The organism is Streptomyces sp. (genome assembly GCF_035645055.1).
Classification (GTDB): Bacteria; Actinomycetota; Actinomycetes; order Streptomycetales; family Streptomycetaceae; genus Streptomyces.
The window spans coordinates 429352-454302 of record NZ_DASQNH010000076.1; the positions used below are offsets into that span (position 1 = coordinate 429352).

Consider the following 24951-nt stretch of genomic DNA (forward strand, 5'->3'; position numbering starts at 1 on the left):
GCCCGCCGCGACGGCGGCTCCCGCACCGGTCCCGGGCCGGCTGGTTCAGCCGGCGCTGTGCGGATGGCGCGCCGCGACCTCCCCGGCCATCGTCCGCAGCCTCGTGAAGTAGGACGCGCAGTACGCGTCGTCGATCAGGGGCAGGACCTTGTCGAGACCCGCGGCGCACCACCAGAGCATGGCGACGCCCTCCTCGTCGAGCCCGCCGTCGAGTTCCCGCCGGGCGAGGACGGTGACGTCCGCGTCGAGGAGGATCAGCTCCACGCCTGCGATGTCCACGCCCCGGAAGCCCGCCGGGTAGGGGGCGTCGCGATGCTCCGCGTACAGGCGGGCGAGCCGGTCACCGTCGTGTCGTTCGGGCATTCCATGATCATGTCATGTGGAGGGCCGTGACACCACGGTGAACAAGCGCTTAGATAGGTGGCCGGATTCCGACGCCGACCCTGGAGGCCCTGGTGTTCACTTCCGTCGACGACGTCTCCGCCCGCCTCGCCGAGACCGGCTATCTGGCTTCGCCGGCGGTCGCCACCACCGTCTTCCTCGCCGACCGCCTGGGCAAGCCGCTGCTCGTCGAGGGGCCCGCCGGGGTCGGCAAGACCGAGCTGGCCAAGGCGGTGGCGCAGGTCGCGGGGGCACGGCTGGTGCGGTTGCAGTGCTACGAGGGCGTCGACGAGTCGCGGGCGCTGTACGAGTGGAACCACGCCAAGCAGCTGCTGCGGATCAGCGCCGGACGGGACGAGACCTGGGACGAGACGCGCACGGACATCTTCGCCGAGGAGTTCCTGCTGCCGCGCCCGCTGCTCACCGCGATCCGCGGCGACGACCCGAAGGTGCTCCTGATCGACGAGACCGACAAGGCGGACGTCGAGGTGGAGGGCCTGCTGCTGGAGGTGCTGAGCGACTTCCAGGTCACCGTCCCCGAGCTGGGCACGATCACCGCGACCCGCCGCCCGTTCGTCGTCCTCACCTCCAACGCCTCCCGGGAGCTGTCCGAGGCGCTGCGCCGCCGCTGTCTCTTCCTGCACATCGGCTTCCCCGAGGAGGATCTGGAGCGGCGGATCGTCCGGCTGAAGGTGCCGGGGATCGACGCGGCGCTCGCGGAGTCCGTCGTACGGGTGGTGGGGGCCCTGCGGGCGATGGACCTGCGGAAGGTGCCCTCGGTCGCCGAGACCATCGACTGGGCCCGCACCCTGCTCGCACTCGGCGCGCGCACCCTCGACGAGACCGTCGTACGCGACACCCTCGGCGTGGTGCTCAAGCACCAGGACGACGTCCTCAAGGCGGCCGCCAAGCTCGACCTGGACGCGGTGTGACGGCGGCGGCCTCCGATGCCGCGGCCCGGCTGACCGGCTTGGTGGCCGCGCTGCGCGGGCACGGGGTGCGGATCGGCACCGGTGAGACGGTGGACGCGGCACGGGCGGTGGTGGCCCTGGGGTTCGCCGACCGGGAGCTGCTGCGGGAAGGGCTGGCCGCCACCCTGCTGCACACCGCGGACCAGCGGCGGGTGTTCGACCCGGTCTTCGACCTGTACTTCCCGCGCGCCGTCGGCGGCCCGGGGACGGGCGGCGCGGACGGCCCGGCCGACCGGGAGGAGCTGCGCGACCGGATCGCGGCGGCGCTCGCCGCGGGCGATGTCGCGCTGCTGGAGCGGCTGGCGGCGGAGGCGGTCGACGGCTTCGGCGGATACGGGAGTTCACCGGGCTCGGACGGCTGGTCGGCGTACCAGACCCTCGACCGGCTGCGCCCCCAGACCCTGCTCGCCCGGGTCCGCGACATGGTGCGGGCGGGCGACGGCGGCTCCGGGTTCACCGGCCGGCTGCTGGACGACGAGATCCGGCGGCGCATCGAGGCCTTCCGCGGGCAGGTCGCGGCGGAGGCGCGGCGCCGGGTCGCCGAGCGGCGCGGGCGCGACGGGATCGCCCGGCGGGCGGTGGCGCCGACCGCCGACCGGATCGACTTCCTGTACGCCGGGCAGGACCGGCTCGCCGAACTGCGCCGTACGGTACGGCCGCTCGCCCGCAAGCTGGCCACCCGGCTCGCCGCCCGGCGCCGGCGGGCCGCCCGGGGCGGCATCGATCTGCGGCGGACGCTGCGCGGGTCGCTGTCGACCGGCGGCGTGCCGATCCGGCCCGTGCTGCGCCGGCGTCGTCCGGCCCGGCCCGAACTGGTGCTGCTGTGCGATGTGTCGGGCTCGGTGTCCGGGTTCTCGGACTTCACCATGCTGCTGGTGCAGGCGCTGCACGACCAGTTCTCCAAGGTGCGGGTGTTCGCCTTCGTCAACCGGCTCGACGAGGTGACGGGGCTGCTGGAGCACGGCGCGGCCGACCCCGGCGGGCTGGGTGCGCGGATCCGCGCCGAGGCGACCCTGACCGGCTGGCACGGCAGCAGTGACTACGGGGTCGCGCTGGGCGAGTTCGCGGAGCGGTACGGCGACGCGGTGGGCCCGCGGACGACGGTGTTCGTGCTGGGGGACGCGCGGACGAACATGGCCGATCCGAACCTCGCGGCACTGCGGTGGATCGCCGGACGGGCCCGCCGGGTGTACTGGCTCAACCCGGAGCCGCGCGCCCAGTGGGGCACCGGGGACTCGGCGGCGCCCGAGTACGCCGAGCTGGTGGCGATGCACGAGTGCCGCACCGCTCACCAGCTCGGAACCCTGATCAGCCGGCTGCTGCCGGTGTGAGGAGACCGACGGGTCCGCGGGGGACCGCCCGGTCAGCCCTCCTTGTCCTTGGCGTACTCCTTGGCCATCTGACCCTCGAAGTCGTAGGCGACGCACGCTTCGTCGCCCACCACCCAGGCGTCGTGGCCGGGCGAGCAGACGAAGACCTCGCCCGGGCCGACCTCGGCCTCCGTGCCGTCGTCCATGCGGATGTGCAGATGGCCCTGGACGACATAGCCGTTGTGGTTCATCTGACAGCTGTCGGTGCCCGCGATCGGCCCCACGTCCTGGGACCAGCGCCAGCCCGGCTCGAACGTCGCCACCGCGAAGTCGCACCCCGCCAGGTGCACGGCCTCCAGGTGTCCGTGCGGGAAGTCCCGTCGCTCGTCCGGCCTGTCGAGCGTCTTCATCTCCAGCATGACGCTCCTCCCTTCCGGCCGCGTCCGCGGCGGCCTGGGCCGGTCTCCGTCTCCCCTGCGGCGCAGGCGGCACCGGCGGTGGCCGGACCCCTCGTCTCCATCGTCCGCCGGGGGGTTGGGGGCCGCCATTCGGGGGCGGGGGCCGTCACGCGGAGAGCCGTCGTCCGAGGGGCGGGGGCCGCGCGCGGGAACGAGCCGTCAGTCCGCGCCGCCCCCGCACAGCCGTGCGAACCGCTCCGTGTCGATGTTGCCGCCGGAGACGATCACGCCGACACGGCGCGGAAGGTCCGTGACGCGGCCGGAGAGCAGCGCGGCGAGCGGGGTGGCACCGCTGGGCTCCACCACGATCTTCAGCCGCTCGAAGGCGAACCGCATCGCCGCCCTGATCTCGTCGTCGCTCACCAGGACGATCTCGTCGACCAGCCTTCGGTTGACGGAGAAGGTCAGCTCGCCCGGCGTGTGCAGGGCCTGGCCGTCGGCGATGGTGCGCGGCACCGGGACGCTGACCCGCCGGCCCGCCTCCAGGGACCGCTTGGTGTCGTCCCCGGCCTCCGGTTCGACGCCGATGATCCGGATTCCGGCCCGCAGGCCCTTGGCCGCGGTCGCGCTGCCCGCTATCAGGCCGCCGCCGCCGACGGGGGTGACGAGGGCGTCCAGCTCCCCCGCCTCCTCCAGCAGTTCCAGAGCCGCGGTGCCCTGCCCGGCGATGATGTGCGGATGCTCGTAGGGCGGGATGACGGTGAGCCCGCGCTCGGCGGCCAGGGCCTCGGCGATGGCGACACGGTCGCCGGTGTAGCGGTCGTAGGAGACGATCTCGGCGCCGTACCCCGCGGTCGCCTCCCGCTTGGAGGCGGGCGCGTCCTCGGGCATGACGATCACCGCGGTGGTGCCCAGTTCGCGGGCGGCGAGGGCGACGGCCTGCGCGTGGTTCCCGGACGAGTACGCCGCGACGCCCCGGGCCAGTTGTTCCGGCGTCAGCCGGGAGATCGCGTTGTAGGCGCCGCGGAACTTGAACGCGCCGATCCGCTGGAAGTTCTCGCACTTCAGCAGGGTCTCCGCGCCGACCAGGGCGTCCAGGGTGCGGGAGCGGAGCACCGGAGTGCGGTGGGCGACGCCCTTGAGCCGCGCGGCGGCCGCGCGGACGTCGTCGAGCGTGACCGGGTCGGGGGCGATCGTCACGAGTGTCCTCCCTGGGACGTCGGGTCGGCCGTGGCTCTGGCCTGGGAGAGGTAGCTGTAGGCGGAGGCGCGGGAGATGCCGAGGCGGGCGGCGACCTGCTCGACCGCGCGGCGCACCGCGAAGACGCCGTGCTCGTCGAGGCTGCGGAACAGTTCCAGTCGGCGCTCACGGTCGAGGCCGGCCCAGTTGTGGTGCTGCAGCAGCCGGTGGGTGTCGAGGATGACGTCCACGACGGAGTCGATGTCGTTGCCGAAGGTGGTGACCGGCGTGTGCGCGGGATCCGCGCCGAGGCCGGCGAGCCCGCCCAGCAGGGCGTGGGCCCGGTGGACGGCGGTGACGTCGAGATTGACGCACAGGGCGCCGAAAACGGCGCCCGTGGAGTCCCGCAGCACCATCGTGGACGACTTGACCAGGTCGCCGGAGCGGGTGCGGGTGAGGTAGTTCAGCTCGTCGGCGGCTTCGTCGCCGCGGGCGAGGACCCGCATGCCGATCTCGCTCATCGCCCCGCCCACCGCCCGCCCGGTCACCGAACCGGCCACGGCGACCACCGACTTCTCCGGCCGCCGGTAGTCGTGGAGGACCACTTCGCACAGCGGCCCGAAGGTCGCCACGAGCCCGTCGACGACCGGCCCGAGCGCCCCGATGATCGCGTCCCGCTCGGCATCCAGGTCCTGCCCGGCCACACACCCTCCCCTTGGACTGTTCATCCAACTTCTGGACTCCCAGTCTAAACAGAGAGCGGGGCGACGGCGCAAGGAATTCCCTCGGATGGCCCGCCCGGCTCGGGAGCGGGTCAGTCGGCGCAGCTCGTGATCCAGCGGAGGACCGCGGAGGTCACGGCGTCGCCGAGGGAGCTGATGGCGTTCACGGCGAACTGGTCGCCGGGGCGTGGGGCGATGCCGCGGATCGTGAGGGCGGCGTGCAGGTCCAGACGGCGCCGGTCGGCGGGGCTGAGCGGAGTGTCCAGGCGGGTGGCCGGGTTCGGGGGCGGCAGCAGGTAGTCACCGTCGAGGTGGTCGTGCCCGGCCGAGCCGTACGGGTCGCAGACGGGCCAGACGTCCATGGCCGGGGCGAGCGTGTCGCTGTGGGTGTGCACCGCGGTTCTCCCTCACTCGGGGGTGTCTGTCTGCCCCTTGAGGTCGCCACACCCGCCGTCACGGTTGCGCTGCGGCCCGACGATCCCCCGAATGCCGCAACAACTCATAAGTCGGGCTGTCGTCTTGGCGTACGACGGGCGGCAGGTCGCGGCCGCGGTGGTCGCGGTCCTGGTCAGGGCCGCGACCCAGGTCAGGGCCGCGGTCCTGGCCACAGCCGCCGACCCAGGTCACGGCCGGGGTCGCGGTGGGCGGACCCGGCGCGCCTCCGAGCGCGGCCCCGGCGCGGCGCCGGATCAGGCCGGATCGTCGACGAGTCCGAAGTCCTCCGGGAAGTCCTCGATGAATCCCCGCCGGTCCGGATCCTTCTCCTCCGCCACCATCTCTCCGAGCAGGTCGAGCAGTTCGCCACGCTGCTCGGCGGAGAGCCCGCCCATGAGGTGAGCGGCGCCCTCCAGGACCTTGACGGCGTCGTCCGGGTCCATCTGCTCGTCCTCGCAGCCCTCCACGAACCACAAGACGTCGACCAGCGCCTCGGCCAGCGCGCGAGTGAGCGACGGATACTCGGTCATCGGAACGGTCCCCCTGTTCGATCAGCACATCTCGGTTCGGACATCCCACCACACGCCCCTGACACCGCCGTCGGCGGACACCGTCGGCCACCGGACCCCTGGCCGGCGCCCCCGGACCCGCTGTGAGCAGCGCGCGCCCGGCCGACGCCGAGGACCGCTCGCACCCGGGACGTCAGCGGCGGCCGCTTCGAGCAGCCCGCGGGCACCACCGCCGAGGCCGCCCCGCCGCCCCCGCCCCGACCGTCGACGGGAGCCGTCGGACCGTGGCCCGGGCCCCGGCGGCCCGGACGGCGATCGAACGCGGGAGCCGGGCCGCCTGGTCGGCGAGGCGGCGCACCGGCCACCGGCTGGGCCGCGGGAGGCAGGCCGCGTGGGAAGATGGCCTGCCGTCCCGTCGTCCCAGCCGAGTCCGTGAGGTTGTGCCGTGGTCTCCAAGCCCGTGGCCCGCGAGCCCGTGCGGCGCAACGCGCGGTCCAACCGGGCCCGCATCCTGTCCGCCGCCCGGCAGGAGCTGGGCCGCAACCCCGAGGTGACGCTGGAGGAGATCGCGCGGGCCGCCGGCGTGGTGCGCCGTACCCTGTTCGGGCATTTCCCGGGCCGCGCCGCCCTGGTGGAGGCGCTGGCCGAGGAGGCCTCCGCCGCCCTGCGGGAGGCGGTGGCGACCCGGCCGGACGTGACGGAGCCGCCCGAGCACGCGCTCGCCCGGCTCGTCCTCGCGATCTGGCCCGTGGGCGACCGCTACCGGCTGCTGCTGGCACTCGCCCGCCAGGACCTCGGCCCGGAGCGGGTGTCCGAGGTACTGTCCCCGGCCCGCGCCGAGGCCGCGGCGATCCTGGAGCGGGGGCAGGGCGAGGGCGTCTTCCACGCGCAGCTGCCGCCCGCCGTGCTCAACGCGGGCCTCGAGGCGCTGATCCTCTCCCTGCTGGAGAGCGTCAACGCGGGCGCCTGGGAGGACGACGGCACGGGGACCGCCGTGGCCACCCTGATCGCGGCGGGGGTGCCGCGGGAACGGGCGGGCGGGATCGCCGGGGCGGTCGCCGCGGAGGTACGGACGCCCGCCGCGGAGGCGTGAGCCCGCCCTGTCGAGTCCGGCCGGGCCGAGTCCGGCCCACCGAGTCCGGCCGGGCCGTTCAGTACCCGGGCGCGAGGTCACGGGTGTCGTGAGCCATCGACAGGGCACCCGCTTTTTGCACATCGATGAGCAGGTACAAGTTGCACACCTCTGTGCAACAAACTAATCTGCACATTGATGGGCAATTAACTGCCCGCGGTGCCAGGAGCCCCCACCCGAGCCGCTCCCGCCGCTCCGAAAGCCGTTGTCTCACCCCCTAGGAGCGCCCGATGCCGCTCATCGCGCACACACCGGTCGAGAGGATGTCGGAGCCGTACCGACGGCGCTGGTGGGCGCTGCTCGTACTGTGTCTGAGCCTGCTCATCGTGGTCATGGCCAACACGTCCCTGATCGTCGCCGCCCCGGCCATGACCGAGGACCTGCGGCTCTCCAGCAGCGATCTGCAATGGGTGATCGACGGGTACACCGTGCCCTACGCCGCGCTGATGCTGGTGCTTGGCGCGATCGGCGACAAGTACAGCCGCCGCGGCGCCCTGGTCCTGGGTCTGCTGGTCTTCGCGGGCGGCTCGGTGATGGGCAGCCTGGTCGACGAGACCGGCCTGGTCATCACCGCCCGCGCCATCATGGGCGTCGGCGCCGCCGTGGTCATGCCGGCCACGCTGTCCCTGCTGGTCGCGACCTTCCCGAAGCGGGAGCGGGCGCGGGCCATCACGGCCTGGACGGCCACCTCCGGCCTCGCCATCGCTGTCGGCCCGCTGCTGGCCGGCTGGCTGCTGGAGGACCACGCCTGGGGCTCGACCTTCCTGATCAACGTGCCCGTCGCCATCGCCGCCGTCGTCGGCGCCTTCGTCCTGGTGCCGCCGTCCCGGGCGGAGGGCATGGGCCGGATCGACTACATCGGCGGTCTGCTGTCGATCGTCTCCATCGGTTCCCTGGTCTACGCGATCATCGAGGGCCCGCACTTCGGCTGGGGCACCGGCCCGATCACGGCGGCCGTGGTCGCCGGCGCCGGCTTCGCCGCCTTCGCACTGTGGGAGCTGAGGCACCCTCAGCCCATGCTGGACGTCCGCAAGTTCGCGCTGCGGCCGTTCGGCGGCTCGATGATCGCGGTGCTGTTCTTCTTCTTCGGCGCGTTCGGCTCGATCTACTACGCCACCCAGTTCCTGCAGTTCGTCCTCGGCTACGACGCCTTGGAGACCGGTGTGCGACTGCTCCCGCTGGCCGGTGCCGTGTTCGCGGGCGCCGCGGTCACCGGCAAGCTGACGCCGAAGCTCGGGGTGAAGGCCACGATCGTGCCCGGCATGGTCATCGGGACCGTGGCCGTGTTCCTGCTCACGCAGATCGACAAGGGCTCGGGCTACGCCGACTTCGTGCCGTCGCTGCTGCTGCTCGGCTTCGCGATCGGGCTCAGCGTGTCCCCCGCGACCGACACGATCATGGGCTCCTTCCCCGAGTCGGAGCTGGGCGTGGGCGGCGGCGCCAACGACACCTCGCTGGAGCTGGGCGGGTCCCTCGGCATCGCCGTCCTGGGCTCGCTGCTCAGCACCGCCTACCAGGACGAGCTGACCGACCTGGCCGGCGGCCGGCTCCCGCAGGCCGCCCTGGACGCCGCCAAGGAGTCGGTGGGCGGGGGACTCGCGGTCGCCGAGCGGATCGCCGGGGCCCCGAGCGGTGGCCCGCAGCAGGCCCAGGCCCTGGTGGACGCCGTGCACGAGTCCTTCGCCCACGGTGTCGCGCACACCAGCCTCGTCGGCGGCGTCATCATGGCGGCCGGCGCGCTGATCGTCCTGCTGGTGCTGCCCGGCCGCCGGGCCACCGGCAAGCGGCACGAGGAGGCGGCGGCCGAGCCGCGCAAGGAGCACGCCAAGGCCGGCTGAGCCAGGCACCGGCCCACCCGGACCGGCACGACGCTGTCACGGCCGGCCGGATGGGTTCCAGCCGTCACGGCCACTCTGCCGAGCCCCCGGTGTCCGCGTGACACCGGGGGCGCTGTCGTACCGCGTCGTTCCGCCGGGGCCTGGGGCGTCCGTGCATCCCGGTCGGTCCGGTGGGTTCCAGTGCGCCGCCGCCCGCCACGGCCCACCGCCATGAGCGCCGTCACCGCCGTACCGCCCGTTCGCCCGAACCGGGAACGGTCCCGCCGCCCGGGTGCAGCGGCGGTGAGTACCGTCTGGGCGGGCGATTGTCAGTGCACGGTGTCACGCTGGGTTCACACAGGATCCACGGAAAGGTGTCATCGGCATGATCACCACGGATTTCGCTCCCGGCTCCCCCTGCTGGCTCGACCTCGGCGCCCCGGACGTCCGGACCGCCGCGGCCTTCTACGGGTCCGTGCTCGGATGGGACTACGAGTCCATGGGCGAGGGCGGGGAGATGGAAGGCGGCATGTTCCGCAAGGACGGCAAGACCGTGGCCGGGCTGGGCAAGCTCACCGAGGAGGGCGCCCGCTCGGCCTGGATGATCTACTTCTCCGTCACCGACGCGGACGCCACCACGCGGGCGGTGCGCGACGCGGGCGGCACCGTGCGGGTGGAGCCGAGAGACCTCGACGAATGGGGCCGCATGGCGCAGTACAGCGACCCGCTGGGCGGCCAGTTCGCCGTCTGGCAGCCGGGCACCAGCAAGGGCGTGGAGCTGGTGGACCAGCCGGGCTCGCTGTCGTGGACCGAGCTGTACACGAGCGACGCCGCCGCGGCGAAGGAGTTCTACGGCGGGATCCTCGGCTGGCGGTTCAGCGACATGGAGCTGCCGGGCGGCGGAGGCACCTACTCGCTGATCACGCCCGCCGGGCAGCCCGAGGAGCGTATGCACGGCGGTGTCATGGAGCTGTCCCGCGACAGCCTGGCCCTGGCGAACGGACGGCCGTACTGGCACCCGGTCTTCCATGTCGAGGACTGCGACGCCGCGGTCGCCGCGGTCACGGGGAACGGCGGCAGTGTGCAGATGGGTCCGGAGGACGCGGAGGGCGTCGGCCGGCTGGCGGTCTGCCTGGACCCGGCGAACGCGGACTTCGTCGTCCTCACACCGGTCGAGAGCTGATCGGCAGGCCCGCACGGCCCTGCGGAGGTGCCCGGCAGCCCACGGGTGTATGCAGGTTTCATGGGCCCTCGACCACTCAGCGGCGGTCGTCGCGGACCAGGGGAGCCGCATCACGCTCTGCTGGCGATGCCCCTCGGGCTCATCGCGGTCGTCACGGTGGGCGACATCCTCGCCCCCGCCGAGGTGCATCTCGGTCCGTTCCTGGCCGCCGCGCCCGCCGTCACCGCGTCCTTCGCGGGCCCGCGCACGACCGCCTGTGTCGGCGCGCTCGCCGTGCTGGCCCAGTCCGTCGTCGCGGTCGTGCGGACCAGTCTCACCGACCTCAACCACAGTCTTCAGGTCACCGCGCTGATCCTGATCTCGGTGTGCGTCACCTTCTTCGCCTACCTCCGGGAGCGGCACGAGAAGCAGCTGACGCAACTGCGCGCCGTGGCCGAGGCCGTGCAGCAGGTCGTCCTCAGACCACTCCCCCGCCGGGTCGGCCCCCTGCGCATCGCCTCGGTCTACCTGGCGGCCGAGGCGGAGGCGCAGATCGGCGGTGACCTGTTCGCGGCGGTGCGCACCGCGCACGGCACCCGTTTCATCGTGGGGGACGTACGCGGCAAGGGGCTGGCGGCGGTCGGGGACGCCGCCCTCCTGCTCGGCGCCTTCCGCGCCGCCGCGCACCGGCAGGCCGACCTCCCCTCCCTGGTCGCCTACCTGGAGGGGACCATCTCCTCCGACCTGGACGACCCCGGAGCGATCGCGTCCCTGACCGGAGCGCCCAAAGAGGCCTTCATCACCGCGGCCGTCCTCGACGTCCCCGACACCTCGCCGGTCCTGCACCTGATCAACTGCGGCCATCCGCCGCCCCTGCTGCTGCGCGAGGGCCGGGTCAGCTCGCTCGAGGTGCGCGATCCGGCGCCGCCCCTGGGGCTGACCCAGTTCGCGGGCTCCGCCTTCGCGGCGCAGACCTTCCCCTTCCGGCCCGGTGACACCCTCCTGCTGTACACCGACGGCGTCATCGAGGCCCGTGACGGCGTCGGCGTCTTCTACCCGCTGGCCCAGCGCCTGGCCGCGCTCACACCGAGCGGGCCGCAGCGCCTGCTGCGCCGCCTCAGCGAGGACCTCCTCGCCCACACGCTCACGGGCCGGCTCGGCGACGACGCCGCCATGGTGGCGATCCAGCGCGAGGACCGGGTCCGGTGACTCGACGGTACGCCGGCCGCCGGCCGTCCCCAGGCTCGACGGCGCGCGGCAGCGCCGCGCCGTACCGGCCGGTGAGGTCCGGAGCAGCCCAAGGGCCCGCAACCGGCGCCCGGCACGTCCCCCGCCACCGGATTCAGTCCAGCAGGTCGCCGGGGCCCACCGGGTGTGCCTCCAGGCCGGGCGCGGCCAGCAGGTCGGCGATGAGCTCCGGGGAGCCGCCGACGTAGGTGCTCATCAGGTCGACGTCCCCGCCCACGCACCAGGCGCGGTCCTCGGGCCACCACAGGTCGGGCAGTTCGTCGGACTCGCCCGGCAGGGCGGGCGAGACGGCGTCGGCGAGCGGTCCGGCGAGGAGGATCTCGTCGCGGCCGGGGGTCGGGAAGGTGGGGAGGTGGTCGAAGTCCCGGCGGCCGTAGCCGCTCCACAGGCCGAACCAGCAGCGCTCGGGGGTCAGGGTGTGCCGGGCCAGGACGGGGATCAGGGCGCGGGCGACATCGGGCGGGGTGGGTCCCTCGGCCGGGTGCTCGTCCCAGACGCCGGGCAGGCCCAGGTCCGAGGCGGTCCGGTGGTCGAGGCCGACGCCGGTCAGCTCGTGCCAGCGGGTCGTCCCCGTCACCTCGGGCCGTCCGTGGGCGGCGGCCACCGTCGCCCAGCGCACCGGTTGTTCGTCGAGCGTGGCGGGGTGCAGGATCCGGGCGTAGGCGGCGAAGCCGGGCGCGCAGACTCCGGCGACGATGCCGAGGCTGCCGTCCCGCCGGAGCCGCTCGACGAGCCAGCGGGCGGGACCGAGGTCTCCCGTCCGTATGTGCAGCCGTCCGTACCGGTCCGGTGCGGGGTCCCGGTGGACCGGGCGATAGTCGTCCATTCCGCACAGTCTGCCTGATCGGACCGGTGTCCCGCCGTCCGGGCGGTCTCCGCACCGGTGCCGTCCATGAACCGGTCAAGTGGCCCGGTTCACATGGCAGTACCGGCCGGGCGCCGACACCATGGTCCTCTCACCGGCAGGGCGAAGGGATCCAGGATGTTCCGCAAGGTGCTGGTCGCCAACCGAGGCGAGATCGCGATTCGCGCGTTCCGCGCCGGCTATGAACTGGGCGCGCGCACGGTCGCCGTCTTCCCGCACGAGGACCGCAACTCGCTGCACCGGCTCAAGGCCGACGAGGCGTACCAGATCGGGGAACCGGGGCATCCGGTGCGCGCCTATCTGTCGGTGGAGGAGATCGTGCGGGCCGCCCGGCGGGCGGGCGCGGACGCCGTGTACCCGGGCTACGGCTTCCTGTCCGAGAACCCGGAACTGGCGCGCGCCTGCGCCGAGGCGGGCATCACCTTCGTCGGTCCGGACGCCGACACGCTGGAGCTGACCGGGAACAAGGCCCGCGCGGTGGCCGCCGCCCGCGCGGCCGGGGTGCCGGTGCTCGGCTCGTCGGCGCCCTCCACGGACGTCGACGAACTCGTCCGGGCCGCCGAGGAGGTCGGGTTCCCGGTGTTCGTGAAGGCGGTCGCGGGCGGCGGCGGGCGCGGGATGCGGCGCGTGCAGGACGCCGCGACGCTGCGCGAGTCCATCGAGGCGGCGTCCCGGGAGGCGGCGTCCGCGTTCGGCGACCCCACCGTGTTCCTGGAGAAGGCGGTCGTCGATCCGCGCCACATCGAGGTGCAGATCCTCGCCGACGGCGAGGGCAACGTCATGCACCTGTTCGAGCGGGACTGCTCGGTGCAGCGCCGCCACCAGAAGGTGATCGAGCTGGCGCCGGCGCCGAACCTCGATCCGGGGCTGCGGGAGCGGATCTGCGCCGACGCGGTGCGGTTCGCCCGGGAGATCGGCTACCGCAACGCGGGCACGGTGGAGTTCCTGCTCGACCGGGACGGCAACCACGTCTTCATCGAGATGAACCCGCGCATCCAGGTCGAGCACACCGTCACCGAGGAGGTGACCGACGTCGACCTGGTGCAGGCGCAGCTGCGCATCGCCTCCGGCGAGACGCTGGCGGACCTCGGGCTGTCCCAGGAGACGCTGACCCTGCGCGGTGCCGCCCTGCAGTGCCGTATCACCACCGAGGACCCGGCCAACGGCTTCCGCCCGGACACCGGCCGGATCAGCGCCTACCGCTCCCCCGGCGGTTCCGGCATCCGGCTGGACGGCGGCACCACGCACGCCGGTACGGAGATCAGCGCGCACTTCGACTCGATGCTGGTGAAGCTCACCTGCCGGGGCCGGGACTTCCCGGCCGCGATCGGCCGGGCCCGGCGCGCGGTGGCCGAGTTCCGGATCCGCGGCGTCGCGACGAACATCCCGTTCCTCCAGGCCGTGCTGGACGACCCGGACTTCCAGGCGGGCCGGGTGACCACCTCGTTCATCGAGGAGCGGCCGCATCTGCTCACCGCCCGGCACTCCGCCGACCGCGGCACCAAGCTGCTGACGTATCTCGCCGACGTCACCGTCAACAAGCCGCACGGCGAACGGCCGGAGCTGCTCGACCCCGTCACCAAGCTGCCCCCGCTGCCCGCCGGGCAGCCGCCCGCGGGCTCCCGGCAGCGGCTGGCCGGACTCGGCCCGGAGGGCTTCGCCCGCGCGCTGCGGGAGGCGCCCGGTCTCGCCGTCACCGACACCACCTTCCGCGACGCCCACCAGTCGCTGCTGGCCACCCGGGTGCGCACCAGGGACCTGCTGGCCGTCGCCCCGCATGTGGCGCACACCCTGCCCGGGCTGCTCTCCCTGGAGTGCTGGGGCGGTGCGACGTACGACGTGGCGCTGCGCTTCCTCGCCGAGGACCCGTGGGAGCGGCTGGCCGCGCTGCGCGAGGCGGTGCCCAACATCTGTCTGCAGATGCTGCTGCGCGGGCGGAACACGGTCGGCTACACGCCGTACCCCACCGAGGTGACCGACGCGTTCGTGCAGGAGGCCGCGGCCACGGGTATCGACATCTTCCGCATCTTCGACGCGCTGAACGACATCTCCCAGATGCGGCCCGCCATCGAGGCCGTGCGGGGGACCGGCACGGCGGTCGCCGAGGTCGCGCTCTGCTACACCGCCGATCTGTCCGACCCGTCGGAGCGGCTCTACACCCTCGACTACTATCTGCGGCTGGCCGAGCAGATCGTCGAGGCCGGCGCCCATGTGCTGGCCGTGAAGGACATGGCCGGGCTGCTGCGCGCGCCCGCCGCCGCGACGCTGGTGTCCGCGCTGCGCCGCGAGTTCGACCTGCCGGTCCATCTGCACACCCACGACACCGCGGGCGGCCAGCTCGCCACCTATCTCGCGGCGGCGCAGGCGGGCGTGGACGCCGTCGACGGGGCGGTGGCGTCGATGGCGGGCACCACCTCGCAGCCGTCACTGTCGGCGATCGTGGCCGCCACCGACCACTCCGACCGGCCGACCGGTCTGGACCTCCAGGCGGTCGGCGACCTGGAGCCGTACTGGGAGGGCGTCCGGAAGGTGTACGCCCCCTTCGAGTCCGGACTCGCCTCCCCCACGGGGCGCGTCTACCACCACGAGATCCCCGGCGGCCAGCTCTCCAACCTGCGCACCCAGGCGGTCGCGCTCGGCCTCGGCGACCGGTTCGAGGAGATCGAGGCGATGTACGCCGCCGCCGACCGCATCCTCGGCCGCCTGGTGAAGGTCACCCCGTCCTCCAAGGTGGTCGGCGATCTGGCCCTGCACCTGGTGGGCGCCGGGGTGACGCCGCGGGACTTCGAGGCGACGCCGGACCGGTTCGACATCCCGGACTCCGTCATCGGGTTCCTGCGCGGAGAGCTGGGCACCCCGCCCGGCGGCTGGCCGGAGCCGTTCCGCACCAAGGCGCTCCAGGGGCGCGGCGAGGCCAAGCCGGTGCGGGAGCTGACGGCCGAGGACCGCGCGGGGCTGGAGAAGTCCCGGCGCGCGACCCTGAACCGGCTGCTGTTCCCCGGCCCGACGCGTGACTTCGAGGCGCACCGGCAGGCGTACGGCGACACCAGCGTGCTGGACAGCAAGGACTTCTTCTACGGCCTGCGCCCGGCCAAGGAGTACGCCGTGGACCTGGAGCCCGGGGTGCGGCTGCTCATCGAGCTCCAGGCCGTCGGCGAGCCCGACGAGCGCGGTATGCGCACCGTGATGTCGAGCCTGAACGGCCAGTTGCGGCCGATCCAGGTCCGCGACGCCGCGGCGGCGTCCGACGTGCCCGTGACCGAGAAGGCCGACCGCTCAAACCCGGGCCATGTCGCCGCCCCGTTCGCGGGCGTGGTGACGCTGGCGGTCGCCGAGGGTGACCAGGTGGCGGCCGGGGCGACCGTGGCCACCATCGAGGCGATGAAGATGGAGGCCGCCATCACCGCCCCGCGCTCCGGCCGGGTGAGCAGGCTCGCCATCAACCGCGTCCAGCAGGTGGAGGGCGGGGATCTGCTCGTCGAGATCGGCTGAGTCCCCGAAAAGCCTCCGGAGGCCGCACGCTCCGCCGCCCTGCCCGCCGTCGTCCGTCCGACGGCGGGCAGGGCCGTCCTGTCTCCCTTCCTTGCGGCACAAGAACCCGCCGCGTGCTTATTTCTGCTCGGAACTGCTTCTTTTCAAGCACCTATTGACATGGAGCGGTGGCGTGGCCAAAGTCATGCGGCAGCAAGAGCAGCCGGCCCCGCAGGAGAGGACCGATCCGCGCCATGCCTGAAATTCCTGCTGTCTCACGCCGCACCCTCATGGGAGGAGCACTCGCCACCGGTGTCGCCGCCGGACTCGGCACGGGCACTGCCTCCGCCGCCCCGTCGTCCCCGACCGGCCCGACCGGCGAGAGCGCCCCGCCCCGGAGCCGGGGTCAGAAGTCCATGGTCAACGTGCCGTTCGCGGTGCACCGCACGGTCCGCGTCGGCCTGATCGGCCTCGGCAACCGCGGCCACGGCATGGCCTCGGGATGGGCCGCCGTCCCGGGCTGCACCGTGACCGCCGTGTGCGACATCCGCGCCGAACGCGCCGGACGGACCGCCGATCTCCTGGTCGCCGAGGGCCGGCCCCGGCCGGCCGAGTACGGCGGCTCGGCCGACGCGTACCAGCGCATGCTGCGCCGGGAGGACATCGACCTCGTCTACATCGCCACCCCGTGGGAGTTCCACTACGAGCAGGGCCGCGCGGCGCTGCTGGCGGGCAAGCACGCCCTCGTCGAACTGCCCGTCGCCACCGAGCTGGACGAGCTGTGGGACCTGGTCGACACCAGCGAACGCACCCGCCGCCACCTGATCCTCTCCGAGAACTGCAACTACGGCCGCAACGAGCTGGCGATGCTGAGGATGGCCCACGACGGCCTGTTCGGCGAGATCACCAACGGCCACGGCGGCTATCTGCACGATCTGCGGGCCCTGCTGTTCTCGGACACCTACTACACCGACTCCTGGCGGCGGCTGTGGCACACCCGCAGCACCGCGTCGTTCTACGCCATGCACGGGCTCGGCCCGATCGCGGCGGCCATGGACATCAACCGCGGCGACCGGATGACCGTCCTGCGGGCCACCGCCACCGAGCCGAAGGGCCTCGCCGACTACCGCGAGCGGTTCGTGCCGAAGTCCCATCCGAGCTGGAAGGAGACGTACATCAACGGTGACCTCGTCACCTGCCTGATCGACACCGCGCAGGGCCGGGTGATCCGCGCCGAGCACGACGTCAGCTCGCCGCGCCCCTACAGCCGCATCAACTCGCTGGCCGGCAGTCGCGGCATCTTCGAGGACTACGCGGGCGTGACGTCGGCGGGCGGCGGGCGGGTGTACATCGAGCCCGACCACAGCGGACACGCCTGGCGGGCGTTCGACGCCTACCGCAAGGAGTTCGACCACTGGCTGTGGCGGAAGATCGGCGACGACGCCGCCGGCAACGGCGGGCACGGCGGGATGGACTACGTCCTCCAGTGGCGCACCGTCCAGCAGATGCGCGCCGGGCTCGTCCCCGACATGGACGTCTACGACGCCGCGATCTGGTGCTCCCCCGTCCCGCTGAGTGTCCGGTCCCTGGCGGCGGGCGGCCGTCCGGTGCGGGTACCCGACTTCACCCGCGGCTCGTGGGTCAACCACCGCGCGGGCCTGGACTCGCGCCCCGGTGAGATGCCTCCCGTCTCCTGAGGGCCACTTGTCCGGCCGGTCGCCGTGACGCATGCTGCTCGGCGGTCACCGTCCTGGGGCGCGGTGACCGCCGGGACATCCGAGGAGAGGGAGGCACGTGGTGGGCGAGGTACTGGCACGGTCCATGTGGGAGCGGTACGAACCGGTGCACGGCATCGTCTACTTCGCCCCCGAGGCCCGCCGGGCCGCGGACGATCTCGGCCTGCGCGGTTTCTGGATGGGCTACTTCGCCCTGCGCGCCGCCCCGCTCGGCCCCGTTCCCGCGCCCGTCGTGACCGGTTGCTTCTACGTCTTCCACCCCGACCGCGTGGCCCGGGCGCTGCCGGACGCCTGGCGGTACACGACTCCGGCCGACGCGCTCGCGGCGCGGCTGCGGGCGGTGGACGCCACCATGACCCGCCTGTACGGCCGGGACGGAATCACCTCCACCGCGATGACGGAGGCGGCCGACCTGGCCTGGGAGGCGGCCATGGCCGCGGATTCGGCGGGCCGGGTGCTCGCCGCCGCCAACCAGGCCCTCGACCGCCCCGAGCGGCCCCACCTCAGGCTCTGGCAGGCGCTCACCACGCTGCGCGAGCACCGCGGGGACGGGCATGTCGCCGTCCTGGTCGCCCACGGCCTGGGGCCGGTGGAGGCGATGGTGCTGAAGGCGGCCGCCGACGAGTCGGACGCGACCCTGCTGCGGGAGAGCCGCAGGTGGGGCCTGACGGCGTGGCAGGCGGCCGAGGCCGGGCTGCGCGAGCAGGGCCGGCTCGCCGGGGACGGATCGCTGACCGGCGCCGGGGCGGCCGTGCACGCGGACGTCGAGGCGTGGACCGACGCGGCCGCCGCACAGCCCTGGAAGGCCCTGGGCGAGGCCGCCACCGCTCGTCTCGCCGGTCTGCTCGAACCCCTCGCCCGCACGGTGCTGGCCTCCGGCATGGTGCCGTCCGGCAATCCGGTGGGGCTCACCGGAGGCCTGTGGGAGGCGTCCCGCCCGGCCGGAGACTGACCGGTTTCCGGCCGTCCGCCGGAACACAGGCAACCCGCACGTCCCTCTCCGACTCCTCCTGCACGGGGGGACCGGCGCAAGGTGCCTCCCGGACCGAGGATTTGAGGAGAGGTTCGTTGATACGTGCCCGAATAACGTGGGCCACCGCGCTCGCGGCGGTGACGCTGATCGGCGCGTCGCCCGCCGTGGCGCAGGCCCGCCCCCAGCCACCCGGCGCCGCTTCCGCCACGGCGGGCGACGGAGCGAATGAGCTGCCGCCCGGCTGGCGGATCGCCGCCACTGACGAGGGGAACGCCCTGGAGTGGCGCGCGCCGCGGCGCATTCCGCCGGGCGACGCACGCGTGGAGTTCCACACCGGTGACGGGCTGGTGGGCGTTCCGGAGCCGGACGAGGACGGCCGGACCTTCCGGCTGTCCCTGGACCGGGCCCGGCTCACGGATCTGACGGACGTCCAGGTGTGGGCGGGTGGTCGTCGGCTGGACCGGGAACCAGGCGCCGCGAACGGGCCGGACGCCTCCGCGCCGCGCACCCCGAAGCTGCCGCCCCGGCTGCCCGCGGGCGCCGTCGACCCGGGCAAGCCCGGACCGTTCGCCACGGTCACCGGCGAGTACGCGCTGGACTCCGTGCGGCTGCCCGGCTTCCCGGCGCCGGTCGAGATGCGCGGCGTGGTGGTCGCCCCCAAGGGGGCCACCGGCAAGCGTCCCCTCGCCCTCTTCCTGCACGGCAGGCACGCCACCTGCTACGTCCCCGGCGGCAGCGAGGAGGACGTCACGATCGACTGGCCGTGCGCCGCCGGCGCCCAGCCGATCCCCAGCCACCGCGGCTATCTGAAGGACCAGAAGCTGCTGGCCTCGCAGGGCTATGTGACGGTGTCGATCTCCGCCAACGGCATCAACGGCCAGGACGCCGAGGCCGAGGACGCGGGCGCGCAGGCCCGCTCGTCGCTGGTGCGCAAGCACCTGGCGCGCTGGGCGGACTGGTCCGCGCGGCCGTCCGCCGCCCCCGAGGCCGTCCGCAAGGCGCCCGTGGCCGACCTCTCCCGCGTTCTGCTGGTGGGCCACTCGCGCGGCGGTGAGGGCGTCGACCGGGCCGCCCTGGACAGCCTCTACCCGCCGCCGTCCGCCCAGGACGGCCAGCCGGGCCGTGCCCGCTGGACCATCCGCGGCACGGTGCTGATCGGCCCGACCGTCTTCGGCCAGAACCCGGTGCCGGACGTGCCGTCGCTGACGATCCTGCCGGGCTGCGACGGGGACGTCTCGGACCTCCAGGGCCAGGTGTACGTGGACGGCACCCGGGGGGTGAGCCGCGGCAAGGCCCTGCACAGCGCGGTCTACATGACCGGCGCCAATCACAACTTCTTCAACAGCGAGTGGACGCCGGGCGAGGCCAAGGCGCCCGCGAACGACGACTTCTGGGACGACCCCGAAGACCGGGACCCGGTCTGTTCCCCGGGCAGCGCCACCCGGCTCACCGCGCAGCAGCAGCACCGCGCCGGCGCCACCTACATCGCCGCCGCGGCGCGGCTGTTCGTCGCCGGTGACGACCGGGTGCGTGAGCTGGTCGACGGCACCGGCCGCCGGGCTCCGTCGGCGGACCCCGCCCGCGTCCTGACGCACGCGGTGGGCGCGGGCCGGGGCGCCGGCTTCCTGCCCGACGGCCCGATGAAGGTCACCGGCGGACGGCTGTGCGCCGCGGTCGACCCGGACCCGAAGGCCGCGTGCCTGAGCGAGGAGGTCTCCGGCGGGTCACCGCACTTCGCCCGCTGGTGGCCGGAGCGTGAGCAGGGGCGCCGCGCCGTCGCGCTGAAGTGGTCCGCGGCGGGTACGCCCGTCCGGATCCGTCCTGGCAAGGCCGTCTCCCTGAAGGGCGCGAAGAGCCTGGCGCTGCGCGTCATCGTGCCGCCGAACAGCAGTGGCACCCGGCTCGACGTGTCCGTCACCGACGCGGCCGGCAAGCGTGTCACCCTCGGCGCCGTCCGGGCGGACGGGCTGCCGGGCAGTGAGCGCACCGCCTCCTACTGGGCGCGGGAACTGCGCGTACCGCTCACCGCCGCCGGCCGCGCCGGAGTGGACCTGAGCCGGATCACCACGCTGGAACTGACCCCGCGTTCACGCGCGGGCCAGGCCTGGCTGATGGACGCCCACGCCTGGCGCCCCGGCACCCCCGTGGTGCGGGCGGCGGCCCTGCCCCGGGTCGACATCGGCCGGCTGACGGTCAAGGAGGGGGACTCCGGCGTGCGCACCTACGAGGTGCCCGTGCGGGTCTCCGGCCAGGGCAGCGGCTCGGTGCGGATGTACGTGATGGACCCGGCCACCGGGGCGGCCACGCACCGCCTCGTCACCGTGCGCCCGGGTGACGCGGGCACGAAGGTGACGGTGAAGGTGGAGGGCAACGAGCGCTACGCCTGGGACACCTCCAGCTTCGTCCTCGCGAAGGCGGTCCGCGGCACGGTCGTCGGGTCGTACGCCGGTGGCGTCACCGTGCTGAACGACGACCCGATGCCCGAGATCGGAGTGACGCCGGTCGCCGGCGAGGTCACCGAGGGGCAGCCGCTGCGCTGGCGGGTCTCGCTGTCCGAGCCCGCCGACGTGGACCTGGGGTCCCCGCTGCTGGTGGTGCCGGCCGACGGACGGCCCGAGCTGTCCACCCGGGACGTCGACCAGGAGTGGCTGAAGGACATGTACGGGGAGGTGCCCGACGGGGAGGTGCCGCTGTCCAAGCTGGAGTACTTCTCGCTGTGGGCGCCGGTCCCGGCCGGTGAGCTGAGCGCGGAGCTGGCCGTGCCCACGGTCCGCGACCAGGTCGCCGAGCCCGCGGAGCACCTGGTGCTCCAGCCCACCGATCTGGAGGGTGACCCGCACGGCCCGGTGGTGACCGGGACCGTCCGCGACGCGTCGTAGCCCCACGCCCTGCGCGCGGGTCCGGCCGGGATGTACTCCGGCCGGGCCCGCGCGTCTGCTTCTGTGCGGCCGTCCACCCGCCCCTGAAATCAGCCGGTACCGTATGACGGAAAGATTGTGCCGCGATGCGGAAGAAGAAGGCTCGCGAAGAACTCGTCTTAGGGGTGGGACGTGCGACGGTCGATGGTGGTTCGGTGGTGGTGCCGGGAGCGGGCGGGGGGCTTTCCGGCGCAGGTGCTGCGCGGTCTCGGCCAGGTGATGTTCCTGGGCAGCCCGTGGACCGGCGCCGTCTTCGGTCTGGCCGTGGCCCTGGCCGACTGGCGGTACGCGGTGTACGCGGCGGGCGGCGCCGCCCTGGGCACCGGCACCGCGCACGTGCTGGGCGTGTCCCGCGACCGGCTGGACCAGGGCCTCGAGGGCTTCAACTCCGCCCTCGCCGCCCTGTGCTGCGCGGCGCTCCTCGGCCCGGCCCGGCCGTCCACCGCCCTGCTCGCGGCGGCGGCCTGTGCCGTGGTCACCGTCTTCACCGCGGCGACCGTCCGCCTGCTGCGGGTGTGGAGCCTGCCGCCGCTGACCCTGCCGTACTGCGCGCTGGCGGTCGCGGTGAGCGCGGCCGCGCCCGCCTCGCCGCGGATCCGGCCGTACGACGGCGGCCTCCCCGCACCGCCCGCCGCCCCCGGTCCGACCGGCCTGCACCTGGACGAGGCCGTACGGGCCTTCTTCCACAACGTGTCCCAGCTGTTCTTCCTGGAGCGGTGGTACGTGGGGGCACTGCTGCTCGTGGCGGTCTTCCTGGCCGACCGGACGGCGGGTCTCGCGGCCTGCGCGGGCAGCGCGACCGGCGTCCTGACCGCCTGGGCGCTCGGGGCACCGGCCGCGCGGATCGCCGACGGCACCATGGGCTGCAACGCGGTGCTGGTCGCCATGGCGCTGTGCGGGGTCTTCCTGCCGGCGGCGCCGGCCACGCTGCTGTACGCGCTGCTCGGCGCGGCGACCGCGACCCTCCTGACCCCGGCCGTCGCCGCACTGCCGGCCCCGTCCGGCGGCCACGCCTTCACCTGGCCGTTCGTGCTGACGACACTCGGTTTCCTGGCCGCCGCCCGTTCCTTCCCCCGGCTGCCCCGACGCGGCGAGGACCCACCCGCACACCCGCCATCGTTCCGCGGCCGGTACGGGCTGCCGCGGGGCAAGGCGACCGACGAGGAGCTGGGCCGCGCACAGGACCCGGCGCGCGCCAAGTTCTCCTCGCCGGAGTGGACGGCCCGGGTGCCGTGAGGTCGGCACCGCCCGGCCGGTCAGTCCGCCGGGTGGCCCGGATCGATGTCGAGGCTGTCGCGCAGCCGCAGCAGCGGGCCGTCGTCGTCGCGCTGTCCGCTCCGCTCGGGTTCGAGCACGAACCCGACGTGATCGCCGCCGTCGACGCGGGTGCGCACGGTGCCGACGAACCAGGCGGCCGCCTCCTCCAGGACGACCGCCCCGCCGCGCTCGGGCCGCCAGCGCACCCGGGTGAACTTGTCGATGTCGTCACCCGTCTCCCCGCCGAACAGCGCGGCCAGCTCGTGCTGGTCGCGGGTCAGCAGATGGACGGCGAGACGGTCGGCGTCGCGGGCCACCCGGTAGGTGCGGTTGGCCTTGGAGAGCCAGACCACGTAGCGCGGCGGCCGGATCGAGCACTGCGCGGAGAAGCCGACCAGGCAACCCGCCCGCTCGTCCCCCACCGCCGCCGTGACCACGCACATCTCCGGATTCAGTCGGTCGAAAAAGGTATCGGTGTCCACCACCCCCTTTGAGTGCCCCGCCGGACCGAAGTTCCACCGGGATTTTCCGGAAGGGAGCCCCCGGCGCCCCCGGCACCCCCATTACGGGGAACCCGGAGGGCCGGGCAGGCGTCATCCCCGGTGACGGGATGGCTCGCCGGCCTTCCGACGACGAGACGAGGACGACGGATGAGTGAGAAGGCCCGGAAGCTGTTCGAGGCACTGGACCTCGACCACAACGGGACGCTGACCCGCGAGGAGGTGATCGTCGCCCTGCGGACGAAAGGGCCCTCCCTGGCCGCCTCGGGTGACCTGCCGTTCTGGGGCGTACAGGACGCCGACGCCTCCTCCGCGCTGTTCGACGCGGCCGACCAGAACGGGGACGCTGTGCTGACCCTGGAGGAGTTCGCCGCGGTGGTGGACCGGCGCTTCGGCTGGAGCTGACCCCGGTCAGGGGCTGCGTTCCGGCGCTGTCTCCGCCCGGCGCGGCGGCTCGGGGACGGGGCGCACCCGGAATCCGCCGCGGCCGTCGAACCGCACTTCCAGGACGGCGTCGAAGCCGTCCGCCCGCGAGGGGCGGCGCAACCGCTTGGCGGTGGCCCGGATCCCGATGTCGGGGACCCGCTCCCGCCCCTCCCGCAGGGCGTTACGCGCCAGCGACCCCGCGAGATCCGGCGGGAACCAGTAGGCGGTGACCGTCGCGCCGTACGCGTGTCCGGCCGCGACGAGCGGGACCCATTCCTGCGGGGACGGATTGGTGTTGTCGACCGCCACGGACCTCCCGGCGGCCAGCGCCTCCTCCACCAGCCGCATCTGCCGCTCCTGCCTGCGCCGCGCGGACCGGGGGAACAGATCCTTGCCGACCAGCTCGTACGGCCCCGCCAGCCACCGGCGGCAGAACGTCGACTTGCCGGCGGCCTGGAGCCCCACGAGCACGGCCACGTCCAGCGGTGTCCCGGTCGGCACCGGCCCTCCCGTCACTCGTCGGCCTTCGCCGTCACGGCGGAACGCGCTCCGTGTACCCGTCTGCGCGGGAGACGACGCCGGGCGCGCGAAGCGGGCGACGGTTGCGCCGCGGTGCCGTGGGTACCCGTCCCTGGTTTCCAGGCGGCGGCCCAGGCGCCCGCCGCAGGCCCGCCGCGCCTGCTTGCGGCAGGGGGCGACATGCGAGTCGAACTGATCCAGCGAGCGGCCAATGTGCTGTTCGAGGTCCCGGACGACGTGCACGAGGAGATCATCACTCTCATCACGGCCGTCGCCGAGGACCCCACGGCGCAGGTCCCGGGCGTGGCCGCGGCGTTCGGTGACTGGTGCTGGCTCGTGTACACCACCCGTGGGGACGTGATCGAGGTACTGGACGCCGGCTGCGCCCGGTGACACCGGCCAGGTGAATGCCGCGGCCCAGGCGGAGCCCCGTCGTCCGCCGGGCCCCGGGTTCGGCCCCGGCCTTCGGGGCGGACGCCGGCGTCCCCGGTACGGGGCGTCCGCTCCAGCCCTATCGCGACGAGCTTCCCCCCGGGGACCTCCTTGACCGCGGTCGCGACCGCCTTGTCCCACGAGGTCTTCGCCGCGGACACCGGTTCTCCGCGCTCGGCCCGGTCCTGCGCGAGGGAAGGTGACGCGGCCGAGGGGCCGGTCCGGGCGGGAGCGGCGACGGCGGCGTCGGCCGAGCCGTCCTTCTGACCGGCGGTGGCCGGCAACGCGCAGCAGCCGGCGGCGCGGGCTGGACCGGGCCGGCCGGCTGCGACGGCCCCTCCGCGATTCGGGGGAAATTTGGAACGCATGCGGAACGAACCACGGGGTAGGCGCAGCTTCGTCGGCTCACCAGCCGACCATCGCAAGGCGCAGGAACTGGGAGGGAAGGCCATGACGACGACCGTGCAGGTTGCTGAGCGCACCACCGCCACCGCCATGCCGGAGGTTGCGGATCCGTCGAAGGTGGCGCCCGCAGACGCGCGGGAGTTGTCGAAGCTGTTCTTCGCACAGCTGGCGACGCTGGAGGAGGG

Annotated in this window: 22 protein-coding genes and 1 pseudogene; 14 read left to right on the forward strand and 9 right to left on the reverse strand. The window is 73.8% G+C overall.

What is annotated here, in order from left to right; genetic code table 11:
* Positions 1–45: 45 nt before the first annotated feature.
* Positions 46–363: a hypothetical protein gene (locus VE614_RS26065; RefSeq protein WP_324941904.1), complete on the reverse strand. Its 318-nt coding sequence runs from the start codon at positions 361–363 to the stop codon at positions 46–48.
* Positions 364–455: 92 nt separating this feature from the next.
* Between VE614_RS26065 and VE614_RS26070 the strand changes: the two genes are divergently transcribed.
* Entirely contained in the window at positions 456–1313 is an 858-nt protein-coding gene (locus VE614_RS26070; RefSeq protein WP_324941907.1) for a MoxR family ATPase, read from the forward strand.
* Positions 1310–2683 (forward strand): vWA domain-containing protein, encoded by a 1374-nt coding sequence (locus VE614_RS26075; protein ID WP_324941910.1) that lies wholly within the window; start codon positions 1310–1312, stop codon positions 2681–2683. Before VE614_RS26070 ends, VE614_RS26075 begins: the two co-directional genes overlap by 4 nt.
* A 32-nt stretch (positions 2684–2715) precedes the next feature.
* Here the strand turns inward: VE614_RS26075 and VE614_RS26080 are convergent, their stop codons facing one another.
* The 5 genes from VE614_RS26080 to VE614_RS26100 all read right to left on the reverse strand — a co-directional run bounded on the left by VE614_RS26080 (position 2716) and on the right by VE614_RS26100 (position 5926).
* Positions 2716–3081 carry a cupin domain-containing protein gene (locus VE614_RS26080; RefSeq protein ID WP_324941913.1) on the reverse strand — a complete coding sequence of 122 codons (366 nt, stop codon included), beginning with the start codon at positions 3079–3081 and terminating at the stop codon, positions 2716–2718.
* A 198-nt stretch (positions 3082–3279) separates the two neighbouring features.
* Entirely contained in the window at positions 3280–4260 is a 981-nt protein-coding gene (locus VE614_RS26085; RefSeq protein WP_324941916.1) for a threo-3-hydroxy-L-aspartate ammonia-lyase, read from the reverse strand.
* Complete coding sequence (locus VE614_RS26090) at positions 4257–4943, reverse strand: helix-turn-helix transcriptional regulator (protein ID WP_324941919.1); 687 nt, start codon at positions 4941–4943, stop codon at positions 4257–4259. Before VE614_RS26090 ends, VE614_RS26085 begins: the two co-directional genes overlap by 4 nt.
* Before the next feature lie 110 nt (positions 4944–5053).
* Positions 5054–5356: a hypothetical protein gene (locus VE614_RS26095; protein WP_324941922.1), complete on the reverse strand. Its 303-nt coding sequence runs from the start codon at positions 5354–5356 to the stop codon at positions 5054–5056.
* Positions 5357–5650: 294 nt separating this feature from the next.
* The gene (locus VE614_RS26100; protein ID WP_324941925.1) at positions 5651–5926 is read right to left on the reverse strand and encodes a hypothetical protein; all 276 of its coding nucleotides are present in this window, start codon (positions 5924–5926) and stop codon (positions 5651–5653) included.
* 424 nt (positions 5927–6350) lie between these two features.
* Between VE614_RS26100 and VE614_RS26105 the strand changes: the two genes are divergently transcribed.
* The 4 genes from VE614_RS26105 (at position 6351) to VE614_RS26120 (ending at position 11225) form a co-directional block, all read left to right on the forward strand.
* A complete protein-coding gene (locus tag VE614_RS26105) occupies positions 6351–6998 on the forward strand; it encodes a helix-turn-helix domain-containing protein (protein WP_324941928.1) in 648 nt (215 codons plus the stop codon).
* A gap of 269 nt (positions 6999–7267) precedes the next feature.
* On the forward strand, positions 7268–8875 hold the full coding sequence (locus tag VE614_RS26110; RefSeq protein ID WP_324941930.1) for an MFS transporter: 1608 nt from the start codon (positions 7268–7270) through the stop codon (positions 8873–8875).
* A gap of 364 nt (positions 8876–9239) precedes the next feature.
* Positions 9240–10037, forward strand: a complete 798-nt coding sequence (locus tag VE614_RS26115) for a VOC family protein (protein ID WP_324941933.1) — start codon at positions 9240–9242, stop codon at positions 10035–10037.
* A gap of 126 nt (positions 10038–10163) precedes the next feature.
* On the forward strand, positions 10164–11225 hold the full coding sequence (locus VE614_RS26120) for a PP2C family protein-serine/threonine phosphatase (protein ID WP_324941936.1): 1062 nt from the start codon (positions 10164–10166) through the stop codon (positions 11223–11225).
* Between the two features lie 133 nt (positions 11226–11358).
* Here the strand turns inward: VE614_RS26120 and VE614_RS26125 are convergent, their stop codons facing one another.
* Positions 11359–12090 (reverse strand): hypothetical protein, encoded by a 732-nt coding sequence (locus VE614_RS26125; RefSeq protein ID WP_324941939.1) that lies wholly within the window; start codon positions 12088–12090, stop codon positions 11359–11361.
* Between the two features lie 156 nt (positions 12091–12246).
* Between VE614_RS26125 and VE614_RS26130 the strand changes: the two genes are divergently transcribed.
* From VE614_RS26130 to VE614_RS26150, 5 genes are all read left to right on the forward strand, one after another.
* Complete coding sequence (locus VE614_RS26130; RefSeq protein WP_324941942.1) at positions 12247–15621, forward strand: pyruvate carboxylase; 3375 nt, start codon at positions 12247–12249, stop codon at positions 15619–15621.
* Between the two features lie 233 nt (positions 15622–15854).
* Entirely contained in the window at positions 15855–17297 is a 1443-nt protein-coding gene (locus VE614_RS26135; RefSeq protein ID WP_324941945.1) for a Gfo/Idh/MocA family protein, read from the forward strand.
* Between the two features lie 97 nt (positions 17298–17394).
* Entirely contained in the window at positions 17395–18288 is an 894-nt protein-coding gene (locus VE614_RS26140) for an SCO6745 family protein (protein WP_324941948.1), read from the forward strand.
* Positions 18289–18404: 116 nt separating this feature from the next.
* Positions 18405–21188, forward strand: coding sequence for a hypothetical protein (locus tag VE614_RS26145; protein WP_324941952.1), 2784 nt, complete (start codon positions 18405–18407; stop codon positions 21186–21188).
* 171 nt (positions 21189–21359) lie between these two features.
* Complete coding sequence (locus VE614_RS26150) at positions 21360–22463, forward strand: urea transporter (protein WP_324941955.1); 1104 nt, start codon at positions 21360–21362, stop codon at positions 22461–22463.
* 20 nt (positions 22464–22483) lie between these two features.
* On the opposite strand, the gene VE614_RS26155 is transcribed toward VE614_RS26150, so the two are convergent.
* On the reverse strand, positions 22484–22927 hold the full coding sequence (locus VE614_RS26155; protein ID WP_414719653.1) for a flavin reductase family protein: 444 nt from the start codon (positions 22925–22927) through the stop codon (positions 22484–22486).
* A gap of 207 nt (positions 22928–23134) precedes the next feature.
* Between VE614_RS26155 and VE614_RS26160 the strand changes: the two genes are divergently transcribed.
* Positions 23135–23389 (forward strand): EF-hand domain-containing protein, encoded by a 255-nt coding sequence (locus tag VE614_RS26160; protein WP_324941961.1) that lies wholly within the window; start codon positions 23135–23137, stop codon positions 23387–23389.
* A gap of 6 nt (positions 23390–23395) precedes the next feature.
* Here VE614_RS26160 and VE614_RS26165 read toward each other — a convergent pair whose 3' ends face one another.
* On the reverse strand, positions 23396–23911 hold the full coding sequence (locus tag VE614_RS26165) for an ATP-binding protein (protein ID WP_324941964.1): 516 nt from the start codon (positions 23909–23911) through the stop codon (positions 23396–23398).
* Positions 23912–24109: 198 nt separating this feature from the next.
* Here VE614_RS26165 and VE614_RS26170 point away from each other — a divergent pair, with 198 nt between their 5' ends.
* Positions 24110–24322, forward strand: a complete 213-nt coding sequence (locus VE614_RS26170; RefSeq protein ID WP_324941967.1) for a hypothetical protein — start codon at positions 24110–24112, stop codon at positions 24320–24322.
* Positions 24323–24811: 489 nt separating this feature from the next.
* Positions 24812–24951, forward strand: a pseudogene (locus tag VE614_RS26175) (RNA polymerase sigma factor SigF); the annotation flags it as partial.

What these genes read in the sequence shown, in the direction of transcription:
- VE614_RS26130 (WP_324941942.1), top strand. Translation starts at nt 12,247, where the DNA reads ATGTTCCGCAAGGTGCTGGTCGCCAACCGAGGCGAGATCGCGATTCGC.
- VE614_RS26120 (WP_324941936.1), top strand. Translation starts at nt 10,164, where the DNA reads ATGCCCCTCGGGCTCATCGCGGTCGTCACGGTGGGCGACATCCTCGCC.
- VE614_RS26110 (WP_324941930.1), top strand. Translation starts at nt 7,268, where the DNA reads ATGCCGCTCATCGCGCACACACCGGTCGAGAGGATGTCGGAGCCGTAC.
- VE614_RS26160 (WP_324941961.1), top strand. Translation starts at nt 23,135, where the DNA reads ATGAGTGAGAAGGCCCGGAAGCTGTTCGAGGCACTGGACCTCGACCAC.
- VE614_RS26155 (WP_414719653.1), bottom strand. Translation starts at nt 22,927, where the DNA reads ATGTGCGTGGTCACGGCGGCGGTGGGGGACGAGCGGGCGGGTTGCCTG.
- VE614_RS26080 (WP_324941913.1), bottom strand. Translation starts at nt 3,081, where the DNA reads ATGCTGGAGATGAAGACGCTCGACAGGCCGGACGAGCGACGGGACTTC.
- VE614_RS26115 (WP_324941933.1), top strand. Translation starts at nt 9,240, where the DNA reads ATGATCACCACGGATTTCGCTCCCGGCTCCCCCTGCTGGCTCGACCTC.
- VE614_RS26100 (WP_324941925.1), bottom strand. Translation starts at nt 5,926, where the DNA reads ATGACCGAGTATCCGTCGCTCACTCGCGCGCTGGCCGAGGCGCTGGTC.
- VE614_RS26125 (WP_324941939.1), bottom strand. Translation starts at nt 12,090, where the DNA reads ATGGACGACTATCGCCCGGTCCACCGGGACCCCGCACCGGACCGGTAC.
- VE614_RS26135 (WP_324941945.1), top strand. Translation starts at nt 15,855, where the DNA reads ATGCCTGAAATTCCTGCTGTCTCACGCCGCACCCTCATGGGAGGAGCA.
- VE614_RS26065 (WP_324941904.1), bottom strand. Translation starts at nt 363, where the DNA reads ATGCCCGAACGACACGACGGTGACCGGCTCGCCCGCCTGTACGCGGAG.
- VE614_RS26170 (WP_324941967.1), top strand. Translation starts at nt 24,110, where the DNA reads ATGCGAGTCGAACTGATCCAGCGAGCGGCCAATGTGCTGTTCGAGGTC.